This window comes from Bacillus sp. 05T21 (assembly GCF_056396785.1).
This window is the reverse complement of sequence record NZ_JBFTMD010000001.1, coordinates 627,074-648,976: the sequence shown is the minus strand read 5'-3', so window position 1 is coordinate 648,976 and position 21,903 is coordinate 627,074. Positions and strand designations below refer to the sequence as shown.

Annotated in this window: 21 protein-coding genes; 19 read left to right on the top strand and 2 right to left on the bottom strand. The window is 37.5% G+C overall.

Annotated elements, in window-relative coordinates:
- The first annotated feature begins 10 nt into the window (after positions 1-10).
- Positions 11-2,332 carry a DNA internalization-related competence protein ComEC/Rec2 gene (locus tag AC1DKZ_RS03455; protein ID WP_476995645.1) on the top strand — a complete coding sequence of 774 codons (2,322 nt, stop codon included), beginning with the start codon at positions 11-13 and terminating at the stop codon, positions 2,330-2,332.
- Positions 2,333-2,363: 31 nt separating this feature from the next.
- Here the strand turns inward: AC1DKZ_RS03455 and AC1DKZ_RS03450 are convergent, their stop codons facing one another.
- Positions 2,364-2,498 (bottom strand): YqzM family protein, encoded by a 135-nt coding sequence (locus AC1DKZ_RS03450; RefSeq protein WP_000997609.1) that lies wholly within the window; start codon positions 2,496-2,498, stop codon positions 2,364-2,366.
- A 348-nt stretch (positions 2,499-2,846) separates the two neighbouring features.
- On the opposite strand from AC1DKZ_RS03450, the gene holA reads away from it, so the two are divergent.
- Positions 2,847-3,857 carry a DNA polymerase III subunit delta gene (holA, locus tag AC1DKZ_RS03445; RefSeq protein WP_002034073.1) on the top strand — a complete coding sequence of 337 codons (1,011 nt, stop codon included), beginning with the start codon at positions 2,847-2,849 and terminating at the stop codon, positions 3,855-3,857.
- Positions 3,858-3,941: 84 nt separating this feature from the next.
- On the opposite strand, the gene rpsT is transcribed toward holA, so the two are convergent.
- The gene (gene rpsT / locus AC1DKZ_RS03440; protein ID WP_113935599.1) at positions 3,942-4,199 is read right to left on the bottom strand and encodes a 30S ribosomal protein S20; all 258 of its coding nucleotides are present in this window, start codon (positions 4,197-4,199) and stop codon (positions 3,942-3,944) included.
- A gap of 180 nt (positions 4,200-4,379) precedes the next feature.
- Between rpsT and gpr the strand changes: the two genes are divergently transcribed.
- From gpr to AC1DKZ_RS03355, 17 genes are all read left to right on the top strand, one after another.
- The gene (gene gpr / locus AC1DKZ_RS03435) at positions 4,380-5,483 is read left to right on the top strand and encodes a GPR endopeptidase (RefSeq protein ID WP_002088693.1); all 1,104 of its coding nucleotides are present in this window, start codon (positions 4,380-4,382) and stop codon (positions 5,481-5,483) included.
- Positions 5,483-5,845: a DUF3679 domain-containing protein gene (locus AC1DKZ_RS03430; protein WP_049946676.1), complete on the top strand. Its 363-nt coding sequence runs from the start codon at positions 5,483-5,485 to the stop codon at positions 5,843-5,845. The genes gpr and AC1DKZ_RS03430 overlap by 1 nt, the downstream gene beginning before the upstream one ends.
- A gap of 208 nt (positions 5,846-6,053) precedes the next feature.
- A complete protein-coding gene (lepA, locus tag AC1DKZ_RS03425; protein ID WP_002034072.1) occupies positions 6,054-7,877 on the top strand; it encodes an elongation factor 4 in 1,824 nt (607 codons plus the stop codon).
- Positions 7,878-8,066: 189 nt separating this feature from the next.
- Entirely contained in the window at positions 8,067-8,441 is a 375-nt protein-coding gene (locus AC1DKZ_RS03420) for a winged helix-turn-helix transcriptional regulator (protein ID WP_002015203.1), read from the top strand.
- A 51-nt stretch (positions 8,442-8,492) separates the two neighbouring features.
- A complete protein-coding gene (gene hemW / locus AC1DKZ_RS03415; protein WP_431181703.1) occupies positions 8,493-9,632 on the top strand; it encodes a radical SAM family heme chaperone HemW in 1,140 nt (379 codons plus the stop codon).
- Between the two features lie 133 nt (positions 9,633-9,765).
- The gene (gene hrcA, locus AC1DKZ_RS03410; RefSeq protein WP_002067157.1) at positions 9,766-10,782 is read left to right on the top strand and encodes a heat-inducible transcriptional repressor HrcA; all 1,017 of its coding nucleotides are present in this window, start codon (positions 9,766-9,768) and stop codon (positions 10,780-10,782) included.
- 114 nt (positions 10,783-10,896) lie between these two features.
- Complete coding sequence (gene grpE, locus AC1DKZ_RS03405; protein WP_002138384.1) at positions 10,897-11,463, top strand: nucleotide exchange factor GrpE; 567 nt, start codon at positions 10,897-10,899, stop codon at positions 11,461-11,463.
- A 26-nt stretch (positions 11,464-11,489) separates the two neighbouring features.
- Entirely contained in the window at positions 11,490-13,325 is a 1,836-nt protein-coding gene (dnaK, locus tag AC1DKZ_RS03400) for a chaperone protein DnaK (RefSeq protein WP_002015198.1), read from the top strand.
- A gap of 202 nt (positions 13,326-13,527) precedes the next feature.
- Complete coding sequence (gene dnaJ, locus AC1DKZ_RS03395) at positions 13,528-14,634, top strand: chaperone protein DnaJ (RefSeq protein WP_002015197.1); 1,107 nt, start codon at positions 13,528-13,530, stop codon at positions 14,632-14,634.
- A 28-nt stretch (positions 14,635-14,662) separates the two neighbouring features.
- Complete coding sequence (gene prmA / locus AC1DKZ_RS03390; protein ID WP_002138379.1) at positions 14,663-15,601, top strand: 50S ribosomal protein L11 methyltransferase; 939 nt, start codon at positions 14,663-14,665, stop codon at positions 15,599-15,601.
- A 145-nt stretch (positions 15,602-15,746) separates the two neighbouring features.
- A complete protein-coding gene (locus AC1DKZ_RS03385) occupies positions 15,747-16,496 on the top strand; it encodes a 16S rRNA (uracil(1498)-N(3))-methyltransferase (protein ID WP_113935596.1) in 750 nt (249 codons plus the stop codon).
- A 6-nt stretch (positions 16,497-16,502) separates the two neighbouring features.
- The gene (gene mtaB / locus AC1DKZ_RS03380; protein WP_002138376.1) at positions 16,503-17,855 is read left to right on the top strand and encodes a tRNA (N(6)-L-threonylcarbamoyladenosine(37)-C(2))-methylthiotransferase MtaB; all 1,353 of its coding nucleotides are present in this window, start codon (positions 16,503-16,505) and stop codon (positions 17,853-17,855) included.
- 466 nt (positions 17,856-18,321) lie between these two features.
- Positions 18,322-18,495: a 30S ribosomal protein S21 gene (rpsU, locus tag AC1DKZ_RS03375; protein WP_000048061.1), complete on the top strand. Its 174-nt coding sequence runs from the start codon at positions 18,322-18,324 to the stop codon at positions 18,493-18,495.
- Between the two features lie 15 nt (positions 18,496-18,510).
- On the top strand, positions 18,511-18,954 hold the full coding sequence (locus tag AC1DKZ_RS03370; protein WP_000054578.1) for a GatB/YqeY domain-containing protein: 444 nt from the start codon (positions 18,511-18,513) through the stop codon (positions 18,952-18,954).
- Between the two features lie 107 nt (positions 18,955-19,061).
- Positions 19,062-19,355 carry a sporulation protein YqfC gene (gene yqfC, locus AC1DKZ_RS03365; RefSeq protein ID WP_002067170.1) on the top strand — a complete coding sequence of 98 codons (294 nt, stop codon included), beginning with the start codon at positions 19,062-19,064 and terminating at the stop codon, positions 19,353-19,355.
- Positions 19,356-19,604: 249 nt separating this feature from the next.
- Positions 19,605-20,804, top strand: a complete 1,200-nt coding sequence (gene yqfD / locus AC1DKZ_RS03360) for a sporulation protein YqfD (protein ID WP_476995644.1) — start codon at positions 19,605-19,607, stop codon at positions 20,802-20,804.
- Between the two features lie 3 nt (positions 20,805-20,807).
- The gene (locus tag AC1DKZ_RS03355; RefSeq protein ID WP_002015189.1) at positions 20,808-21,767 is read left to right on the top strand and encodes a PhoH family protein; all 960 of its coding nucleotides are present in this window, start codon (positions 20,808-20,810) and stop codon (positions 21,765-21,767) included.
- The last annotated feature ends 136 nt before the right edge of the window (positions 21,768-21,903 follow it).

Sequence of the window (21,903 nt, the reverse complement as noted above, 5' to 3'; positions counted from 1 at the left end):
TGAGTATGAGTTGAATGGGCAATGGGGCTATGTTGCAATCTCGTTTATAATTGGGATTGCAATTACCTTTTCCGCATCGCATTTGTTGGCTGCTTGTTGTTTCGTTTGTTATGTTTTATTTTGTTTATATCGTACTTCGCGTAAAACCTTCATATTTTTTATAATAGCGTGTTTTAGTGGCGCTATGTACACCACGTATGTTCAGAGTCTAAATAAGCCGCTAGGGGAGTCCTATGAAGTTACACGAGGGGTCGTGCAAAATACACCTCTAATTAATGGGGATCGTCTCTCTTTTCAAATTGAAGATCAGAATAAAAACTTAGTGCAGTTAAATTATAAAATACAATCTGCTTCGGAAAAGAAGCAGTTGCAACAATTACATGCAGGTATATCGTGTACATTTAAAGGGGAGGTGAAAGAACCACAAACTGCCCGGAATTTTCATGTTTTTGATTATCGTAATTATTTATATCAGCAAAAAATACATTTTATATTTGATGTGACATACATTTCTGAATGTCAAAAAACATCGTTGTCACTCGTGCAATGGATTTTCCTTCTCAGGCAACAAACAATCTCGAAAGTTACAGAAATGTTCCCGGAACAATCAGGTGCATTTATGAACGCATTATTATTTGGAGATCGACAACAAATGACGTTTGAAGTAGAAGAGCAATATCAACAATTTGGTCTTATACATTTGTTAGCAATTTCAGGATCGCATATCGTATTACTAATGGTTATAATGTATTTTGTTTTGCTAAGAAGTGGTGTGACGAAAGAGATAGCAACAGTATGCCTTATAGTTTGCATTCCTCTGTATATGATCATAGCTGGGGCGTCGCCATCTGTTGTGAGGGCTTCTATAACAGGAGTTTTATTATTGGTAGCTTTCATGTGCTCTGTTCGCTTATCTAGTCTAGACGCCTTAAGTATAACAGCTGTATGTATGCTTATATACGATCCGTATCTTATTTTCAACATTGGATTTCAATTCTCATTTGTAGGTAGTTTTTCTTTACTACTATCTGCGCCGATATTATTAGGGCGTTGTAATGGGATATTTCGAAATTCTATTTACATTTCTATAATTTCACAGCTCGCTAGTACCCCCATCTTGTTATATCATTTTGGTTATTTTTCTCCTTATAGCGTTTTCCTCAATCTTATATATGTTCCTTTTCTATCCATTATTGTATTGCCGTGTAGCATCATTATTCTTATATGTATGCCGGTTATTCCATTTTTCGCAAAAGGAATCGCATATGTACTTTCACTATGTTTAACCATTTCTAATGATTTTCTAAGTTACTGTGAAAGTTTCCCTTTCATCCGACTTACTTTTGGTCAAACACCTTTATTTCTTGTGGCTATATATTGTTTTAGTATCGTTAGTATATTTGTGATTTGGGAAAGGGTAATAACGAAAAAAATTTTGTGCATAGTTGTGGGTGTGTTTCTTTTTATTAGTACTTGTCATTATGTATATCCATATTTTCGCGAAAGTGGGAGTGTTACATTTCTTGATGTTGGACAGGGAGATGCGATATTAATTCGTCTTCCGTACGATAAAGAGGTTTATCTTATTGATACAGGAGGGGCCCTTCCTGTCAAGAAGGAAGCGTGGCAACAGAAAAAGCATGAATTTTCTGTTGGGCATGATATTCTTGTTCCTTTTTTACAAAAAGAAGGTATAAAAACGATTGATAAATTAATTGTAACGCACGGAGATGCGGATCATATAGGTGCTGCGCTGGATTTGTTGTCATCTATTATTGTAAAAGAAGTTGTATTTGGGAGAAAGGAACAAGATGCTGTATTGGAAAAAGTGGTGAAGAAAAAGGCGTTAGAAAAGAGCATGAAGATAAGTGTAGTAGGAGAAGGGGAAGGTTGGAGGGTAAATGAAGCGGAATTTTTCGTATTAGCTCCAAAGGGGAAAGAAAAGGGAGAAAATGACTCTTCGATTGTACTATGGGCCAGACTAGGGGGACTAACATGGCTATTTACGGGTGATTTAGAAGAAGAAGGAGAAAAGTTTATAGTATCAACATATCCTGATTTGCGGGCTAATATTTTAAAAGTTGCCCACCATGGGAGTAAAACATCGTCTACAGATCCATTTTTAAGCCTTGTACAGCCTGCTGTAGCGATTATTTCTGTGGGGGAGCGTAATAGGTATGGGCACCCGCATAAGGAAGTTATAGAGCGTTTTAAGAAGATGGGTATTGATATATGGCGTACGGATAAGCAAGGTGCTATTTCCTATGTTTTTAATGGAGAAAAAGGAACCTTTCAAAGTAAAATCACATATGATGAAACACATAGAAGATGAAAAAAAGAAGACTGCCGTTAAGCAGCAGCCTTTAAGAACCGATAAATTTAATAACAGTTGCAATAATGAAAAGTGTTGCGAAAAAACCAAATGAGACGATAAAGCCTACCCCTGAATCAATAGCGTCATTGCGTTTACTTTGAACGTTTTGTTCAAAATCATTCATTTAGAATCCCTCCCCAACATTCCATTTTAGTATAAAATATTGTCAGAAAAAAATCTACAATTTCCATATGAAGTGAAATAGAGTATTTGTATACTTTTTCTAGTTAGTTAAGTAGCGTGAATTTTTCATTTCCAATCATGTTAACAGTTGGCACTTATACTAAGATTATTATTGTAAATAATAAAGGGAAGGTGATTACCGCACACCAATAAGAAATCCGGGGCTTATTGTGTGGCGTTTTATATAAATAAAGGGGCGGGTTATAAAGACCGTCCCTTTGTACTTGTAAAACAAAAGCTAGGGCATTAGTATAAATATATATTGCCAAGTTAGGGAGTAGGAAAAAATATGAGTGATATACATAAGAAGATTAAAAAGAAACAGTTCGCTCCGTTGTATGTACTGTATGGAACGGAAGCCTATTTTATAAATGAAACGATAAAGCTTATTACAACGGAAGCGCTTGAAGAGGAAGATCGAGAGTTTAATGTTGTGACATACGATTTGGAAGAAGCGTATTTAGAAGATGTAGTTGAGGATGCGCATACACTTCCTTTTTTTGGAGAGCGTAAAGTTATATTAATAAAATCACCACTATTTTTAACGGCACAAAAAGAAAAATTAGAACAAAATATAAAAATTTTAGAAGAATATATTGGGGAGCCATCTCCTTTTTCTATTCTTGTTTTTGTTGCGCCTTATGAAAAATTAGACGAACGAAAAAAAATTACAAAACTATTAAAGAAAACAGCGGATGTAATAGAAGCAAATGCGATGCAAGTGCAGGATGTTCAGAAGTGGATTGTTTCTCGTGCGGATGAGGTGCATGTGCATATTGATAATGCAGCTGTTAGTTTATTGTTAGAGCTTGTGGGAAGTAATGTAACAATGTTGGCGAAGGAAATGGACAAGTTAACGTTATACGTCGGTATGGGCGGAGAAATTACGCCAAAACTTGTCACGGAACTTGTGCCGAAATCTGTTGAGCAAAACGTGTTTGCTTTAACAGAAAAAGTGGTGAAAAAAGATATCGCTGGTGCTATGCAAATTTTAGACGGATTATTTACACAGCAGGAAGAACCGATTAAACTGCTCGCTTTATTAGTAAGTCAGTTCCGCTTGCTACATCAAGTGAAAGAGTTGCAACAGCGTGGTTACGGACAAAATCAAATCGCGTCCCATATTGGTGTACATCCGTACCGGGTAAAGTTGGCGATGAATCAAACGAAGTTTTTCTCTTTTGAAGAATTAAAAAAAGTTATTATAGAATTGGCGGAAGCTGATTATAGTATGAAGACTGGAAAGATGGATAAGAAACTTGTGCTTGAGTTTTTCTTAATGCGGTTAAATCATATGTAGTGACACAAAAAAGTTCACGTACTTAGTACGTGAACTTTTTTGTGTATATAAAAAACGATCCGAATGGATCGTTTTTTAAACGCCTTACGCGTTTACTTGTTTCGCTAAGCGAGATTTTTGACGAGATGCAGCGTTTTGGTGGATAAGACCTTTACGAGCTGCTTTGTCAAGTTTTTTAGAAGCAGTTTTGAAAGCTTCTTTAGCATTTTCAAGATCGTTATTAGTAACTAAAGTTTCTACAGTTTTAACAGCAGTACGCATGTCAGACTTGATAGAAGCGTTATGTGAACGACGCTCTTCGCTAAGTTTAGCGCGTTTGATAGCAGATTTGATGTTTGCCATACTTTTCACCTCCCTGGTGCAATCGAATGACTCGATTCTTACATAGAACAAGTGATATTCTATCAAACGGTGAAGAGAATTGCAATAGTATATCAATGAAATTTCACGTAAAGGAAAGAATGACCTAATATAACTTGGGGAAATCTAACGATATTTACTATGAATTACGGAGGAGATACGATGAAAGAACCATTAGATTTAAGTAAATATAGTGTTAGAACTGACCTTGCTGTAGAGGCGCACCAAATGCTACAAGAGCGCCAAGAAGAACAAAAAGGGATACAGGGAGTTATTGTAAAAGAGAGGGAAGAAGAGGGAGTTACAATTACAAAAGTAACTATTGATGAAATTGCATCTGAGTCGATGGGGAAAAAACCTGGAAGTTATTTAACTCTTGAGGTGCAAGGTATACGACAACAAGATACGGAACTTCAGCAAAAGGTAGAGCGTATTTTTGCAAAAGAATTTTCTTATTTCTTAGAAGAGGTTGGAGTTTCAAAAGAAGCGAGTTGTTTAATCGTAGGTCTTGGGAATTGGAATGTAACGCCGGATGCACTCGGACCGATAGTTGTAGAGAACGTACTGGTGACGAGACATTTGTTTAAATTGCAGCCTGAAAGTGTGGAAGAAGGGTTTAGACCAGTTAGTGCCATTCGTCCAGGGGTAATGGGAATTACAGGGATTGAAACGAGCGATGTCATTTACGGAATTATTGAGAAGACAAAACCAGACTTTGTCATCGCAATTGATGCATTAGCTGCGCGTTCTATTGAACGAGTAAATAGTACGATACAAATTTCTGATACAGGAATTCATCCAGGATCTGGTGTTGGGAATAAGCGTAAGGAACTAAGTAAAGAAACATTAGGTATTCCTGTTATCGCAATTGGTGTGCCAACTGTGGTAGATGCTGTTTCGATTACGAGTGATACAATTGATTTTATTTTGAAACATTTTGGCCGGGAACTGAAAGAAGGAAACAAACCGTCACGCTCTTTATTGCCAGCAGGTTTTACATTTGGAGAAAAGAAAAAATTAACAGAAGAAGATATGCCGGATGAAAAGAGTCGAAATATGTTTTTAGGAGCTATTGGTACGTTAGAAGAAGAAGAAAAGAGAAAGTTAATTTATGAAGTGTTATCTCCTCTTGGTCATAATTTAATGGTAACTCCAAAAGAAGTAGATGCGTTTATTGAGGATATGGCAAATGTAATAGCCAGCGGTTTAAATGCAGCACTGCATCATCAGATTGATCAGGATAATACAGGGGCATATACACATTGATGGAAAGAGGCAGAAATAGCTTGAGTCAATTTACGCTGTTATGTATATGCGGTACAGTCTTATGTTTGCTTATGATGATAGCTGGAGTGGGACTTGCTAATCATGGCCTAAAAAGTATGAAAGGATATCGTCAGCTGTCATATGAACAAATTGCTCATATGACAGGAACAGAAGGCGCTGGGGCTGAACCCGGAATTTCGGGAGAGACGTTTTCGGCTACTGAAAAACAAAAACAGTTAGAAAGTTTAAGAAGTTTTAATGTTGTAGAAGGTATCGGTATGGCGATAGCAAGTGTTGCTCGTGATATGACAAAGTTTGGAACAGATATAGTTGTTGGGGCAATAAAAGGAATTTTTAGTTAAGGGTAGCGGGAAGGATGGTTGTCTTATGTTTGTAAGAGAGCTGTCTTTTAATTTGAAAAAGGTTTGTCTCTTATGGTTTGTTCGCATAAGATATAGATAGAGTGATTTGTATTGTAAGCAGCACGAGTTTTCATTGAATCTTTGCTGCTCTATTGATATAATCAGTGCTAGTGTATATTGGCGAGACTATTAGGAGTTGAGAACATAGATGAATAAAGAAGAAAGAGCAAAAAGACAGTCCAAAATTCGTAACTTCTCCATCATTGCTCACATTGACCACGGGAAATCAACGTTGGCAGACCGTATTTTGGAGAAAACAAACGCGTTGGCACAGCGCGAAATGAAGGCGCAATTGCTTGACTCTATGGAGTTGGAGCGTGAGCGTGGTATTACAATTAAACTAAATGCAGTACAACTAACGTATAAAGCGAAAGACGGTGAAGAGTATATTCTTCACTTAATCGATACTCCAGGACACGTCGACTTTACGTACGAAGTATCTCGTAGTTTAGCGGCTTGTGAAGGTGCAATTCTTGTAGTGGATGCAGCGCAAGGAATTGAGGCGCAAACATTAGCGAACGTATATTTAGCGCTTGATAATAATTTAGAAATCTTACCAGTTATTAATAAAATCGACTTACCAAGTGCAGACCCAGAACGCGTACGTCAAGAGGTAGAAGATGTAATTGGTTTAGATGCATCGGAAGCTGTACTTGCTTCAGCGAAAGCTGGCATTGGTATTGAAGATATTTTAGAACAAATCGTTGAAAAGGTACCAGCTCCAACAGGTGATTCAGAAGAGCCGTTACAATGTATGATTTTCGATTCTTTATATGATCCGTACCGTGGTGTAATTGCATATATCCGTGTTGTAAATGGAACGGTAAAAGTTGGCGATAAAGTACGTATGATGGCAACTGGAAAAGAATTTGAAGTAACAGAAGTAGGTGTGTTTACACCGAAAACAACGCAACGTGACGAGTTAACAGTAGGTGATGTAGGTTTCTTGGCAGCATCTATTAAAAATGTAGGCGATACACGTGTTGGTGATACGATTACACATGCGAAACGTCCGGCTGCAGAGCCGTTAAAAGGGTATCGAAAATTAAACCCAATGGTATTCTGTGGTTTATATCCAATCGATTCTGCACGTTATAACGACTTACGTGATGCGTTAGAAAAACTAGAATTGAATGATTCTGCTCTTGAATTTGAGCCTGAAACATCTCAAGCTTTAGGTTTTGGTTTCCGTTGTGGTTTCTTAGGGCTTCTTCACATGGAGATTATTCAAGAACGTATTGAACGTGAATTCAAGATTGACTTAATTACAACAGCGCCAAGCGTTATTTATAAAGTGTATTTAACGAACGGTGAAGATTTTATTGTTGATAATCCATCTAATATGCCAGATCCGCAGACTATCGATCGTGTAGAAGAGCCGTTTGTGAAGGCTGCAATTATGGTTCCGAATGACTATGTTGGAGCTGTAATGGAAATTTGCCAAGGGAAACGTGGAACGTTTATTGATATGCAATATTTAGATGAAACACGTGTTACATTGACATATGAAATCCCGTTATCAGAAATCGTATATGATTTCTTCGATCAATTGAAATCAAATACGAAAGGATATGCATCATTTGACTACGAGTTAATTGGTTATAAACCATCTAAACTTGTGAAAATGGATATTCTTTTAAATAATGAACAAGTGGATGCTTTATCATTTATTGTACATCGTGATTCAGCGTATGACCGTGGTAAAGTAATTGTAGAGAAATTAAAGAAATTAATTCCAAGACAACAGTTTGAAGTGCCAATTCAGGCGACTATCGGAAATAAAGTTGTATCTCGTTCTACAATTAAGGCGATGCGTAAAAACGTACTTGCAAAATGTTACGGTGGTGACATTTCTCGTAAGCGTAAACTTCTTGATAAGCAAAAAGAAGGTAAAAAACGTATGAAGTCTGTTGGTTCTGTAGAAGTGCCGCAAGAAGCATTCATGGCTGTACTGAAAATGGATGATAACTAATGGAGTGAACTATAATTAGTGGAGATTTTTCTATTCTTCGCTAATTATTAGCCCGCACCAATCGTGATAAAAGTAGAAGCCGTTCGTTCGGCTTCTTTTTTATATGCTACTTTTTAGACATCTTAGCATCTCTCATTTACAATAGTGAGAGAGCTTTTTAGTGATTGATATAGAGTTAGGAGACTATTAATGTCCGAAAATATTCGAAAAGATATTCGAGAGAAAATACAAAAAGGTAATTTTAATTGCGAAAAGGAACTGACGCTTTCTATAATTAGTGGGAAGTGGAAAGTTGTGATATTGTGGCACTTAGGTGTGGAAGGTCCGCATCGTTTTAGTGAATTGCAACGTCTGTTCCCGAGCATTTCTCATAAAGTGTTGTCAAATCAATTGAAAGAGTTAATGGAGGACGGGATTGTTGATCGAACGGTATACCCGGAAATTCCTCCGCGTGTTGAGTACTATATGACGGAATTAGGTATGTCGCTTTTACCGATCGTTGAAATGATGTATGATTGGGGAAAAATGCGAATGGAACAAATCCGTAATACAGTAGAGAAGTAAAGAATCCTCCGGAGTGCGGAGGTTTTCTTTTTAGAAAGGTAGGAGTTATATTTGGTACAAGCTGCATATATTCATATTCCGTTTTGTCAGCATATTTGTCACTATTGTGATTTTAATAAAGTATTTATTGAACGCCAACCGGTTGATCGATACTTACAATATTTAGAGAAAGAAATAATAAATACGGTTCAAAAAGTACCGTTTGAAAGTATGAAAACGATTTTTGTTGGCGGAGGAACTCCGACGGCATTAAATATGGAACAGACAAAAAAACTACTCGACATCATTAACCGTCGTTTGCGTCCATTTGCGCCGAATTGTGAATTAACATTTGAAGCGAATCCAGGTGATTTACCGAAAGAGAAATTGAACGTATTGCTAGAAGGTGGAGTAAACCGAATTAGTTTTGGTGTGCAAACGTTTCGTGATGAGCTACTTGAGAAGATTGGACGCAGGCATACGAGAGAAGATGCATTCGTAGCAATTCGAGAAGCGCAGGAAGTCGGTTTTACAAATATTAATGTAGATTTAATTTATGCTCTGCCAGGACAGACGATAGAAGATGTAAAGGAAACATTAGACATTGCCTTTACGCTTGGTGTACAACATTTCTCGGCATATTCCTTAATTGTGGAACCGAAAACCGTATTTTATAACTTAATGAATAAAGGGAAATTAAGACTTCCAGGTGAAGACCATGAAGCGAAAATGTACGAAATGGTAATGGATGAAATGGAGAAACATGGTTATAACCAGTATGAGATTAGTAACTTCTCAAAAGGTAATAATGAAAGTAGACACAATCTCACATACTGGAATAATGAAGAGTATTATGGATTTGGAGCTGGAGCGCATAGCTATGTGAACGGGGAACGAATTCAAAATGTAGGCCCGCTCAAGCAATATTTCACTAAAATTGATGAGACAGGATTTCCGTATTTAGATGTTCACTCAGTGACAGAGAAAGAAAAAATGGAAGAAGAGTTGTTCTTAGGACTTCGAAAAACAAAAGGTGTTTCTAAGCTAGAATTCCAAAAGAAATTTAATGTGGAGATGGATCATGTTTTTGCAAAGCAGTTACAAAGTAATCAAGAACAAAGATTACTTGAAAACAGAGATGGACATGTTTGTTTAACGAGGAAAGGGAAACTATTAGGGAATGAAGTATTCCAGTCATTTTTGATTGATTAATTAAATGTGCCATAAGCGTGAAAAAGTTTCGTTATTTCGTGACGTTTCCGTTGACAATTGAATGTCAATTTTGGTAAGTTATTAATAGATTTAGCACTCGAAGACAAAGAGTGCTAACAGAGGTGATGATGAGATGCTTACGGAACGTCAGCTCTTAATTTTACAAACAATTGTTGATGACTTTATTGGATCAGCGCAACCAGTTGGTTCGAGGACGTTGGCTAAGAAAGATGAAATTACGTTTAGTTCAGCTACTATTCGAAATGAAATGGCTGATTTAGAAGAACTAGGATTTATTGAAAAAACGCATAGTTCTTCTGGGCGTGTTCCTTCTGAAAAAGGGTATCGTTTTTATGTAGACCATCTTTTAGCGCCGCAAAACTTACCGACCGATGAAATTGTACAAATTAAAGATTTATTTGCTGAAAGAATTTTTGAAGCAGAAAAAATTGCACAACAATCAGCTCAAATTTTATCAGAGCTTACGAATTATACGGCCATTGTTCTTGGTCCGAAATTGAGCACAAATAAACTTAAAAATGTACAAATTGTACCGCTTGATCGTCAAACAGCAGTCGCTATTATTGTAACAGATACAGGGCATGTGCAAAGTAAAACGATTACCGTTCCGGAATCTGTTGATTTATCAGATTTAGAAAAAATGGTTAATATTTTAAATGAAAAGCTATCTGGTATACCTATGGCAGAACTTCATAATAAAATCTTTAAAGAGATTGTTACAGTCTTGCGTGGGTATGTTCATAATTACGATAGCGCAATAAAAATGTTAGATGGTACATTTCAAGTTCCTTTATCGGAAAAGATATACTTTGGAGGGAAAGCAAATATGCTTTCGCAACCAGAGTTCCATGACATTCAAAAAGTAAGATCCTTGCTGACGATGATTGATAACGAAGCTGAGTTTTATGATATTTTGCGTCATAAACAAGTTGGTATTCAAGTGAAAATTGGTAGGGAAAATTCTTCAATAGCTATGGAAGATTGTAGTTTAATTTCTGCAACATATTCGATTGGAGAAGAGCAACTAGGAACAATTGCGATTTTAGGTCCGACGAGAATGCAATACTCTCGTGTAATTAGTTTGTTGCAGTTATTTACAAGACAATTTACAGACGGACTTAAAAAGTAAATGAGAGTAATACATTCGCTCAAGTGATGAGATTCTCATTGCTGTGTGTAATATATAATGCTTAGGTAATCGTGCTAAGCGTGATACCTAATACCTTTTAAGGAGGTGAAAATTGTGGAAGAGCGTAACGAACAAGTGGTAGAAGAAGTGAAAGAAGCGCAAGTTGAAGAAGCTGTCACGCCAGAAAACAGTGAAGAAGCTGTAGAAGAAAAAAGTGAGGCTGCTCTTTTACAAGAAAAAGTAGATGAGTTACAAGCGAAACTAACGGAAACGGAAGGTCGCACATTACGTCTACAAGCTGATTTTGAAAATCATAAGCGCCGTGTCCAAATGGATAAACAGGCTGCTGAAAAATATAGAGCACAAAGTTTAGTTTCAGATATTTTGCCAGCTCTTGATAATTTTGAAAGAGCGATGCAAGTGGAAACAACTGATGAGCAAACGAAATCCTTGTTACAAGGTATGGAAATGGTGCATCGTCAATTGCTAGAAGCGCTGACTAAAGAAGGTGTTGAAGCGATTGAATCTGTTGGTAAACAGTTTGATCCTAATGAGCACCAAGCTATTATGCAAGTCGAAGACAGTGAATTTGAATCAAACGCGGTTGTGGAGGAATTCCAAAAAGGTTATAAACTAAAAGACCGTGTGATTCGCCCATCAATGGTAAAAGTAAATCAATAATTTACATAAAAGTAGGAGGAATCGCCATGAGTAAAATTATCGGTATTGACTTAGGTACAACAAACTCTTGTGTAGCTGTTATGGAAGGTGGAGAACCAAAGGTTATCCCAAATCCAGAAGGAAACCGTACAACACCTTCTGTTGTAGCTTTCAAAAATGAAGAGCGTCAAGTTGGGGAAGTTGCGAAGCGTCAAGCAATTACAAACCCAAATACAATCATGTCTGTTAAACGTCATATGGGTACAGACTACAAAGTAGAAGTTGAAGGTAAAGATTTTACACCTCAAGAAATTTCTGCAATCATTTTACAAAACTTAAAAGCTTCTGCTGAAGCATACTTAGGTGAAACAGTAACGAAAGCTGTTATTACAGTACCTGCATACTTCAACGATGCAGAGCGTCAAGCAACGAAAGATGCTGGTCGTATCGCTGGTTTAGAAGTTGAGCGTATCATTAACGAACCAACAGCCGCAGCACTTGCTTACGGTTTAGAAAAACAAGATGAAGAGCAAAAAATCTTAGTATATGACTTAGGTGGCGGTACATTTGATGTATCTATCCTTGAGTTAGCAGACGGCACATTCGAAGTTATTTCAACTGCTGGTGACAACCGTCTTGGTGGAGATGACTTTGACCAAGTTATCATCGATCATTTAGTAGCTGAATTCAAAAAAGAAAATAGCATTGATTTAAGCCAAGATAAAATGGCACTTCAACGTCTGAAAGATGCAGCTGAAAAAGCGAAGAAAGATCTTTCTGGTGTAACACAAACACAAATTTCATTACCATTCATTAGTGCTGGAGCTGCTGGCCCATTACACTTAGAATTAACGTTAACAAGAGCTAAATTCGAAGAAATTTCAGCTGGTCTTGTTGAAAGAACATTAGAGCCAACTCGTCGTGCATTAAAAGACGCTGGTTTTGCTCCAAGCGAATTAGATAAAGTTATCCTTGTTGGTGGATCTACTCGTATCCCAGCTGTACAAGAAGCAATTAAACGTGAAACTGGTAAAGAGCCATACAAAGGTGTAAACCCAGATGAAGTTGTAGCATTAGGTGCTGCAGTTCAAGGTGGCGTACTTACTGGTGATGTAGAGGGCGTTCTATTATTAGACGTAACTCCACTTTCTTTAGGTATCGAAACTATGGGCGGTGTGTTCACGAAACTAATCGAGCGTAACACTACAATTCCGACAAGTAAGTCACAAGTATTCTCAACAGCTGCTGATAACCAACCAGCGGTAGACATTCACGTACTACAAGGTGAGCGTCCAATGTCAGCTGACAACAAAACGTTAGGTCGTTTCCAATTAACAGACCTTCCGCCAGCACCACGTGGAATTCCACAAATCGAAGTAACATTCGATATTGATGCGAACGGTATCGTTAACGTACGTGCAAAAGACTTAGGAACAAGCAAAGAGCAAACTATTACAATCCAATCTTCTTCAGGTCTTTCTGATGAAGAAGTAGATCGTATGGTACAAGAAGCTGAATCAAATGCTGATGCTGACCAAAAACGTAAGGAAGAAGTTGAACTTCGTAACGAAGCTGACCAACTTGTATTCCAAACAGACAAAGTTGTAAAAGATTTAGAAGGTAAAGTAGATGCAGCTGAAGTAGCGAAAGCAACGGAAGCGAAAGAAGCATTACAAGCGGCAATCGAGAAAAACGAACTTGAAGAAATCCGCGTGAAAAAAGATGCTCTTCAAGAAATCGTACAACAATTAACTGTTAAATTATACGAGCAAGCTCAAGCGGCTGCAGGGCAAGCAGAAGGTGCACAAGGAGCACAAGACGCTGGCGCGAAAAAAGATAATGTAGTAGACGCTGAGTTTGAAGAAGTAAAAGAAGACAAGTAATACAGTGAAATAAAATAAGTAAGATGACAAAAAGTCAAAGTCAAGCGTGCCTTGGCTTTGACTTTTTTCACGAATAAGAAGAAATGTGTGAGGATCTTAGTTTTTTTATTTTGCATACTGTAAGTGAGGAAACTTTGTTGCAAAGCACTTTCTTTCGGTGTTAAAATTACGTTTATGTGAAAGATTCGGGGGTTGCAAATTTATGAATAAACGAGACTATTATGAGGTCCTTGGACTTAGCCAGGGTGCTTCAAAAGATGAAATTAAAAAAGCGTATCGTCGTTTGGCTAAAAAGTACCATCCAGACGTAAGTAAAGAAGAAAATGCAATTGAAAAGTTTAAAGAAGTACAAGAAGCATACGAAGTATTGAGCGATGATCAAAAGCGTGCGCAGTATGATCAATTTGGTCACGCGGGTCCGAATCAAGGTTTCGGTGGCGGAGGAGACTTCGGCGGTGGCTTCGGTTTCGAAGATATCTTTAGTTCATTCTTTGGCGGTGGCGGCGGAAGACGTCGTGACCCGAATGCTCCACGTCAAGGTGCTGATTTACAATATCAAGTTACTTTAGAGTTTGAAGAAGCTATTTTTGGTAAAGAATTAAACGTTGAGATTCCAGTGGAGGATCCATGTGATACTTGTAAGGGTAGTGGAGCAAAACCAGGGACTTCAAAAGAAACATGTAAACATTGTTCAGGATCAGGGCAAGTAAGTGTAGAACAAAATACACCATTTGGGCGTATTGTAAACCGTCAAGCTTGTGGACATTGTTCAGGAACAGGTCAAATGATTAAAGAGAAATGTACGACATGCCATGGTTCTGGTAAAGTTCGTAAACGTAAAAAAATCAATGTTAAAATTCCAGCGGGTATCGATAATGGTCAACAAATTCGTGTATCTGGAAAAGGTGAAGCAGGCGTAAATGGCGGACCGGCAGGTGACTTATATGTTGTTGTTCATGTGAGAAATCATGAATTCTTTGAACGCGAAGGGGATCACATTATTTGCGAAATGCCAATAACATTTGCGCAAATGGCACTTGGTGCGGAAGTTGAAGTTCCTACCGTTCATGGCAAAGTGAAGCTGAAAATTCCAGCAGGAACACAAACAGGAACAGAATTCCGTTTAAAAGGAAAAGGTGCTCCGAACGTACGTGGATATGGTCAAGGAGATCAATATGTAGTCGTTCGTGTTGTTGTGCCGACGAAATTAACTTCACATCAAAAAGATTTATTGCGTGAATTTGCAGGGCAAGAAGAGCAGGATGATAGCTTATTCAGAAAGCTTAAACGTGCTTTCAAAGGGGAATAATGGAAATAAAAAATGGAGTTGGTAAATTGTGAAATGGTCAGAAATTAGTATTCATACAACAGAAGAAGCAGTAGAAGCTGTCTCTCATATTTTGCATGAAGCAGGCGCTAGCGGGGTTGCGATTGAGGACCCAGCGGAGTTGACGAAAGAGCGCAAGCAACAATACGGTGAGATTTATGCACTTAACCCAGATGAATATCCAAGTGAGGGTGTTTTGGTAAAAGCATATTTCCCACAAACGGATTCTTTACACGAAACAGTTGCAGGTGTAAAATCATCTATTGATGCACTACCATCTTTCGACATCGAAATTGGTAAAGGAACTATTACAATTAATGAAGTCGATGAGGAAGATTGGGCTACTGCTTGGAAGAAGTATTATCATCCAGTTCAAATTTCTGATACATTCACAATTGTGCCGACGTGGGAAGAGTATACACCGTCTTCTCCAAATGAAAAAATTATTGAATTAGATCCAGGTATGGCGTTTGGTACAGGGACACATCCCACAACGACGATGTGTATTCGTGCGTTAGAAAAAACGGTTCAGCCAGGTGATACTGTGATTGATGTGGGGACAGGTTCGGGGGTACTTAGTATTGCTGCGGCAAAATTAGGTGCGGCTTCTGTTCAAGCGTATGATTTAGACCCAGTTGCAGTTGAAAGTGCAGAAATGAATGTGCGCTTAAATAAAACAGATGACATTGTCAATGTTGGACAGAATAGTCTATTAGAAGGTATTGAAGGCCCAGTTGATTTAATCGTAGCAAATTTACTAGCGGAAATTATTCTTCTATTCCCTGAAGATGCAGCGAGAGTTGTGAAGCCAGGTGGATTATTTATTACATCTGGTATTATTGGGGCGAAAGAAAAAGTAATTTCTGAAGCGTTAGAAACAGCTGGATTTTCAATTGAAGAAGTACTTCGAATGGAAGATTGGGTAGCAATTATTGCACGAAATGCGTAATATAGATTTTAGTCTATAAAGAACAGGGGAGTCTCTCACCGTATAAGGTGAGGGACTTGCCGTTTGTTATATGAAAATGATAACGTTTCGTTCTTTTCGTAAGTATTGACTTACGAAAGGAACGAAACTCTACTAAGGTGATTATATGCAACGTTATTTTGTAGAAGAGAAATATGTAAATGAGACAAGTATTCGCATAATGGGTGATGATGTCCATCACATCGCAAGAGTGATGCGTATGTCAGCTGGTGACCACATTTATTGCTGTGTAAATGGTAAAACAGCAGAGTGTTCAATTGCTGAAATTACCAGTGAATTTGTGGATACCACTATTGTAGAATGGGTAGAGGCGTCAAGCGAACTTCCTGTGTTCGTGACGATTGCAAGTGGACTGCCGAAAGGAGACAAGCTAGAGTTAATTTTTCAAAAAGGAACTGAGCTTGGGGCAGCTGCATTTTTACCATTTCAAGCATCTCGATCTATTGTAAAGTGGGATGCGAAAAAAGCAGATAAAAAAGTTGAGCGTTTGAAAAAAATTGTAAAAGAAGCTGCGGAACAATCGCATAGAAGTGAAATTCCAGAAGTACACGTTCCCTCATCATTTAAACAACTGCTGTCGATGAGTAGCGAGTATGATGTTTGTCTTGTTGCGTATGAAGAAGAAGCGAAACAAGGTGAGAAATCTAATTTTGCGAAAGCTTTAGCGACGGTTAAACCAGGCCAAAAGCTGCTGATTGTATTTGGACCAGAAGGCGGCTTAGCGGAGGAAGAGATAACCGCACTTCGTGAACATAAATTTGTACCATGTAGTTTAGGACCAAGAATTTTAAGAACAGAAACGGCTCCGCTTTATGCGTTAAGTGCCGCTTCTTATCATTTTGAATTGATGGGGTGATAATCAATGGCAACTGTTGCGTTCCACACGTTAGGTTGTAAAGTAAACCACTATGAAACAGAAGCGATTTGGCAATTGTTTAAACAAGGTGGTTATGAAAGAACTGAATATGAAAAAAAATCTGATGTATACGTTATTAACACATGTACAGTAACGAATACTGGAGATAAAAAAAGCCGTCAAGTAATTAGACGTGCTGTACGTCAAAATCCAGATGCGGTAATTTGTGTAACTGGATGTTATGCACAAACATCTCCAGCGGAAATTATGGCGATTCCAGGTGTAGATATTGTTGTTGGTACGCAAGATCGTGAGAAGATGTTAGGATACATCGAAGAATTCCGTAAAGAGCGTCAACCAATTAATGCTGTCCGCAATATTATGAAAACACGTGTATATGAAGAGCTCGATGTACCATATTTCACGGACCGTACACGTGCATCTTTAAAAATACAAGAAGGTTGTAATAACTTCTGTACATTTTGCATCATTCCTTGGGCGCGTGGTTTAATGCGTTCTCGTGATGGAAAAGAAGTTATTAAACAAGCGCAGCAATTAGTAGATGCGGGCTATAAAGAAATCGTATTAACAGGTATTCATACAGGTGGGTACGGTGAAGATATAAAAGAGTATAACTTAGCTGGATTACTGCGCGATATGGAAGCGGAAGTAGGCGGATTGAAACGCCTTCGTATTTCTTCTATTGAGGCGAGTCAAATTTCTGATGAAGTAATTGAAGTGTTAGATAAATCAGAAGTAGTTGTACGTCACTTGCATATTCCATTACAGTCAGGATCTAATACTGTATTGAAACGTATGCGCCGTAAGTATACGATGGAATTTTTCCAAGAGCGCTTAGATCGTTTGAAAGAAGCGTTACCAGGTCTTGCGATTACATCAGACGTAATTGTTGGATTCCCAGGCGAAACAGAAGAGGAATTCATGGAAACGTACAATTTCATTAAAGAGAATCGTTTCTCTGAATTACACGTTTTCCCTTATTCGAAACGTACAGGTACTCCAGCAGCACGTATGGAAGATCAAGTTCCTGAAGACGTGAAGAACGATCGTGTTCACCGTCTAATTGAGCTATCAAATCAATTAGCGAAAGAGTATGCTTCTAGATTTGAAGGTGAAGTACTTGAAATCATTCCGGAAGAGACATTTAAAGATGGTGACCGTAAAGGTTTATATGTAGGTTATACAGATAACTACTTAAAAATTGTGTTTGAAGGATCTGAAGAATTGATTGGTAAGCTAGTAAAAGTGAAAATTACAAAAGCTGGTTATCCATATAACGAAGCGCAGTTTGTTCGTGTTCTTGAAGATGATGTAAAAAAAGAATCAGCAAGCGCATAAAGTGAAACTTTAATCAGTGGGGGGGGTGTTCATCCCCGCTGATTATCAGCCTGACCCCCGCCTAAGTTCTTTGCTTTCGCTGAATTTTGAGGTGGGGGTCTTACTGTCCTGGCAAATAGCGGGATAAAAAAGCATGCAAACGGAAACGATTTGCATGCTTTCTTTTTTTTTGTGGAGAAGTTAAGTACTGAAAAGGCAGGTACGTTGAATGAGTAGTTATTTAATGCTTTCTTGTATTAAAAAAGGTGTAATGATAAAAAATATAGTTGTCTTCGGGGGAAAAGGATAATAGCTATCTACATAGCTTTTGAACAGGTAAGGGCATCTATTCTTCTTTTATTCTGCCAAATAGTTGACCTGAAGTGATAAAATGTATTATAATCGTAAAAGACATGCTGAAGAAGGGTTTCTTTTTGCATGCTGAAATTAGTATGTAAGTGTGATGTTTCGGAGGGAGGGAAAGAGAATGTCAAAAACAGTCGTTCGTAAAAACGAGTCTTTGGAGGATGCACTTCGCCGTTTTAAAAGATCGGTTTCTAAAACTGGTACACTTGCTGAAGCAAGAAAGCGCGAGTTTTATGAAAAGCCAAGTGTAAAACGTAAGAAGAAATCTGAAGCGGCAAGAAAGCGTAAGTTCTAAGAGAGGGTGTAAGTTATGAGTCTTCTCGGTCGTTTAAACGATGATATGAAACAAGCGATGAAGAATAAACAAAAAGAAAAATTAACCGTTATTCGTATGGTTAAGGCTGCTTTACAAAATGAAGGTATTAAACTGCAACATACTCTTACTGAAGAAGAGGAATTAACAGTTTTAGCTCGTGAAGTAAAACAGTATAAGGACTCCCTCCTTGAATTTAAAAAAGCTGGTCGTGAAGACCTTGTTGATAAACTGCAAAGTGAAATTCAGATTTTAAGCGCATATTTGCCGGAGCAATTAACAGAAGAAGAACTAGCGGATATAATTAAGCAAGTTATTTCTGAAGTTGGTGCTACATCTAAAGCAGATATGGGTAAAGTGATGACTGCTGTTATGCCGAAAGTAAAAGGTAAAACAGACGGATCACTTGTGAATAAGCTGGTTATCCAGCTATTAGCATAAAAAAGCGTCTCATTTCGTATGAGACGTTTTTTTATGCTTTTTTCAGTTTGGACGTGATATTACAAGCTCTTTTTTCATACATATGGGATGAGAGGGGGTCTTTTGAGATGAAAAAAATAGAACAAATGAAGAATTGGTTAACGAAGCAAATAGACCTGCCAGTGGATGTGTTAATGGATCTACCTCGGATCACGCTTGTTGGGCAAGTACATATCTATATAGAAAATCATCGAGGATTATTAGTGTTTTCAGATAAAGAGGTAAGATTGCTATTGAAACATGGTCAATTATTAATTAAAGGTCAATCCTTTGTTATTAAAACAATCCTTCCAGAAGAACTGTTGCTTGAAGGGATTATTGAACAAGTGACGTTTTTAGAAAATGAAAAGAAAGAGGAGTGAGGAGAAACTTCCGTTTGTGAAGTTTTTCTTCGTTACCTTGTATTAACAGGCGGTAACGTTCTGGCCTCAATATTCGGTTCGTACAAAGAGGATAGGTGGGAATTGAGTTCCACGTAAAAAGCTGGCTCGTGAAGGTTAATAATTAGTGAGGATCAAGGAATCTGCTAATTAAAATTTTAGTACGAGCTAGTTTGATAATCGAATTGAAAAGTAGTGTATCTACTTTTAGAAAGGTAGTGGAGATAGTCGATGAAAAATAAATGGTTTATAAAATGGCTTGGGTATGTAAAGGTGCGAATTGAAGGTAGAGGAGCGGAACGATTTGTTAACGAGTGTGTGCGGAAGAAATTACTCGTTTGGGATGTAAAGAAGATAGCTGATGAAACGTTAGTTCTTTGTATGTTATTACGAGATGTGAAAAAGATAAAACCAATTTATAGAAAAAATGAATGTAAATTATATTTTATTGGACGTTACGGTTTTCCTTTTTGGAATAAGCGTGTAATTAAAAATAGTGGATTTTTAATTGGGTTTTTAATATTTTTTTTCGGAATGATCGCATTGTCAAATATGGTGTGGAAAATTGAAATTACAGGAGCAAAACCTGAAACAGAATATATATTGATGAAAGAATTGGACAAAATGGGTATAAAAAAAGGTAAATTACAATTCCAAATGCCGAGTGTAGAAGATGTTCAACGTCATTTGACAGACAATATTAATGCGATTACTTGGGCGGGATTAGAAATAAGAGGGACAACATATCATTTTAAGATTGTTGAAAAAAATGAGCCGAAAAAAGAAAGTGAACAACAGCCACAAAACTTAGTAGCAAAAAAAGAAGGGATTATTACAAAAACATTTGTGGAAGTTGGGAAGCCGGTTGTCATGAAAAATGACCATGTAGAAAAGGGGCAACTTCTCGTATCCGGGATGTATGGTAATGAGGAGAATCCGACAGTTGTTTCGGCTAAAGGGATTGTATATGGAGAAACGTGGTATAAATCTGAGGTGGATGTTCCGTTAAAGACACAATTTCAAGTGTATACTGGTAATTCATACAATGAATATTTCCTTAAATTTGGGAGTACTAAAATAAAAATATGGGGATTTCTACAGGATAAGTATAAGCGCTCTCGTACTGAAAGTGTAAAACATGATGTGAAATTATTTGGATTTACATTACCAATTGCATACGAGAAAGATATTGTACGAGAAGAGGAAGAAGCGAACCGAGAATATACCGAAAAACAAGCAATGAAAGTAGCGAAAGAGATGGCAGAAAAAGAACTGAAGAAAAAATTGGATGAACATGCTATGATTGTAAGTGATAACATTTTGAGTAAAGAGGTTGAGGCGGATCACCTAAAGGTCACATTACATTATACAGTGATTGAAAATATTGCAGAGCCACAACCAATATCTGAATCCGATATTCAAGGAGACTGAGTAATGGCAGAACAATTAGTAGAAATGAACCAACAATTGGAAAACCCCAACGAAGCAATCGCTCTTTTTGGGGTAAATGATGCTCATTTAAAAGTAATTGAACGAGAACTTAGTGTATCGATTGTGACTAGAGGAGAATCTGTTCGTGTATCTGGGGCAGATGAAACTGTGGTGCTCGTAGAAAAAATCTTACAACAGTTACTTGTTGTTATCCGTAAAGGTGTATCAATTTCGGAAAGAGATGTTGCGTATGCGATTCAGCTTGGGCAACAAGGGAAAATTGCTCAATTCGAAGAATTATATGAAGAGGAAATTTTTAAAACGGCAAAAGGTAAATCCATTCGTGTGAAAACGATGGGGCAAAGACGATATATTCATGCAATGAAAAAGAATGATATTGTGTTTGGGATAGGACCTGCTGGGACAGGAAAAACATACTTAGCCGTAGTAATGGCTGTGAGAGCTTTAAAGCAAGGGTATGTAAAGAAAATTATTTTAACAAGACCTGCTGTAGAAGCTGGAGAGAGCTTAGGGTTTTTACCAGGTGATTTGAAAGAAAAAGTAGATCCGTATTTACGTCCACTATATGATGCGTTACATGATATTCTTGGACAAGAATATACACAACGTATGATGGAACGTGGTGTAATTGAAATTGCACCTCTTGCTTATATGAGAGGGCGTACTCTTGATGATTCATTTGTTATATTAGATGAGGCGCAAAATACAACTGGTGTTCAAATAAAAATGTTTTTAACACGATTAGGTTTTAGTTCTAAAATGGTTATTACGGGGGATCCCTCACAGGTAGACTTGCCAAAAGGGGTAAAGTCAGGTCTTTCTATTGCTGCTAATATTTTATCTGGTGTATCAGGTCTTTCGTTCATTACATTGGAACAAACGGACGTTGTGAGACACCCGTTAGTGCAACGTATTATTGAGGCATATGATAAAATGGAATGATCCTATTTGTCAGGATCATTTCTTTTTGTATGATAAGGTTGGCGAATGACATATTTTTTACTATCATTAAAGACGAGGGAAATAAACTATAGGTGAGAGTGGATAAAAATGTTGTCCAAAAAGTATCGTTACCTAG

Coding starts and splice junctions, on each gene's coding strand:
- AC1DKZ_RS03385 (WP_113935596.1), top strand. CDS start 15,747: ATGCAACGTTATTTTGTAGAAGAGAAATATGTAAATGAGACAAGTATT.
- AC1DKZ_RS03450 (WP_000997609.1), bottom strand. CDS start 2,498: ATGAATGATTTTGAACAAAACGTTCAAAGTAAACGCAATGACGCTATT.
- AC1DKZ_RS03370 (WP_000054578.1), top strand. CDS start 18,511: ATGAGTCTTCTCGGTCGTTTAAACGATGATATGAAACAAGCGATGAAG.
- rpsT (WP_113935599.1), bottom strand. CDS start 4,199: ATGGCAAACATCAAATCTGCTATCAAACGCGCTAAACTTAGCGAAGAG.
- lepA (WP_002034072.1), top strand. CDS start 6,054: ATGAATAAAGAAGAAAGAGCAAAAAGACAGTCCAAAATTCGTAACTTC.
- hrcA (WP_002067157.1), top strand. CDS start 9,766: ATGCTTACGGAACGTCAGCTCTTAATTTTACAAACAATTGTTGATGAC.
- dnaJ (WP_002015197.1), top strand. CDS start 13,528: ATGAATAAACGAGACTATTATGAGGTCCTTGGACTTAGCCAGGGTGCT.
- gpr (WP_002088693.1), top strand. CDS start 4,380: ATGAAAGAACCATTAGATTTAAGTAAATATAGTGTTAGAACTGACCTT.
- yqfD (WP_476995644.1), top strand. CDS start 19,605: ATGAAAAATAAATGGTTTATAAAATGGCTTGGGTATGTAAAGGTGCGA.
- rpsU (WP_000048061.1), top strand. CDS start 18,322: ATGTCAAAAACAGTCGTTCGTAAAAACGAGTCTTTGGAGGATGCACTT.
- mtaB (WP_002138376.1), top strand. CDS start 16,503: ATGGCAACTGTTGCGTTCCACACGTTAGGTTGTAAAGTAAACCACTAT.
- AC1DKZ_RS03355 (WP_002015189.1), top strand. CDS start 20,808: ATGGCAGAACAATTAGTAGAAATGAACCAACAATTGGAAAACCCCAAC.
- AC1DKZ_RS03420 (WP_002015203.1), top strand. CDS start 8,067: ATGTCCGAAAATATTCGAAAAGATATTCGAGAGAAAATACAAAAAGGT.
- dnaK (WP_002015198.1), top strand. CDS start 11,490: ATGAGTAAAATTATCGGTATTGACTTAGGTACAACAAACTCTTGTGTA.
- AC1DKZ_RS03430 (WP_049946676.1), top strand. CDS start 5,483: ATGGAAAGAGGCAGAAATAGCTTGAGTCAATTTACGCTGTTATGTATA.
- yqfC (WP_002067170.1), top strand. CDS start 19,062: ATGAAAAAAATAGAACAAATGAAGAATTGGTTAACGAAGCAAATAGAC.
- holA (WP_002034073.1), top strand. CDS start 2,847: ATGAGTGATATACATAAGAAGATTAAAAAGAAACAGTTCGCTCCGTTG.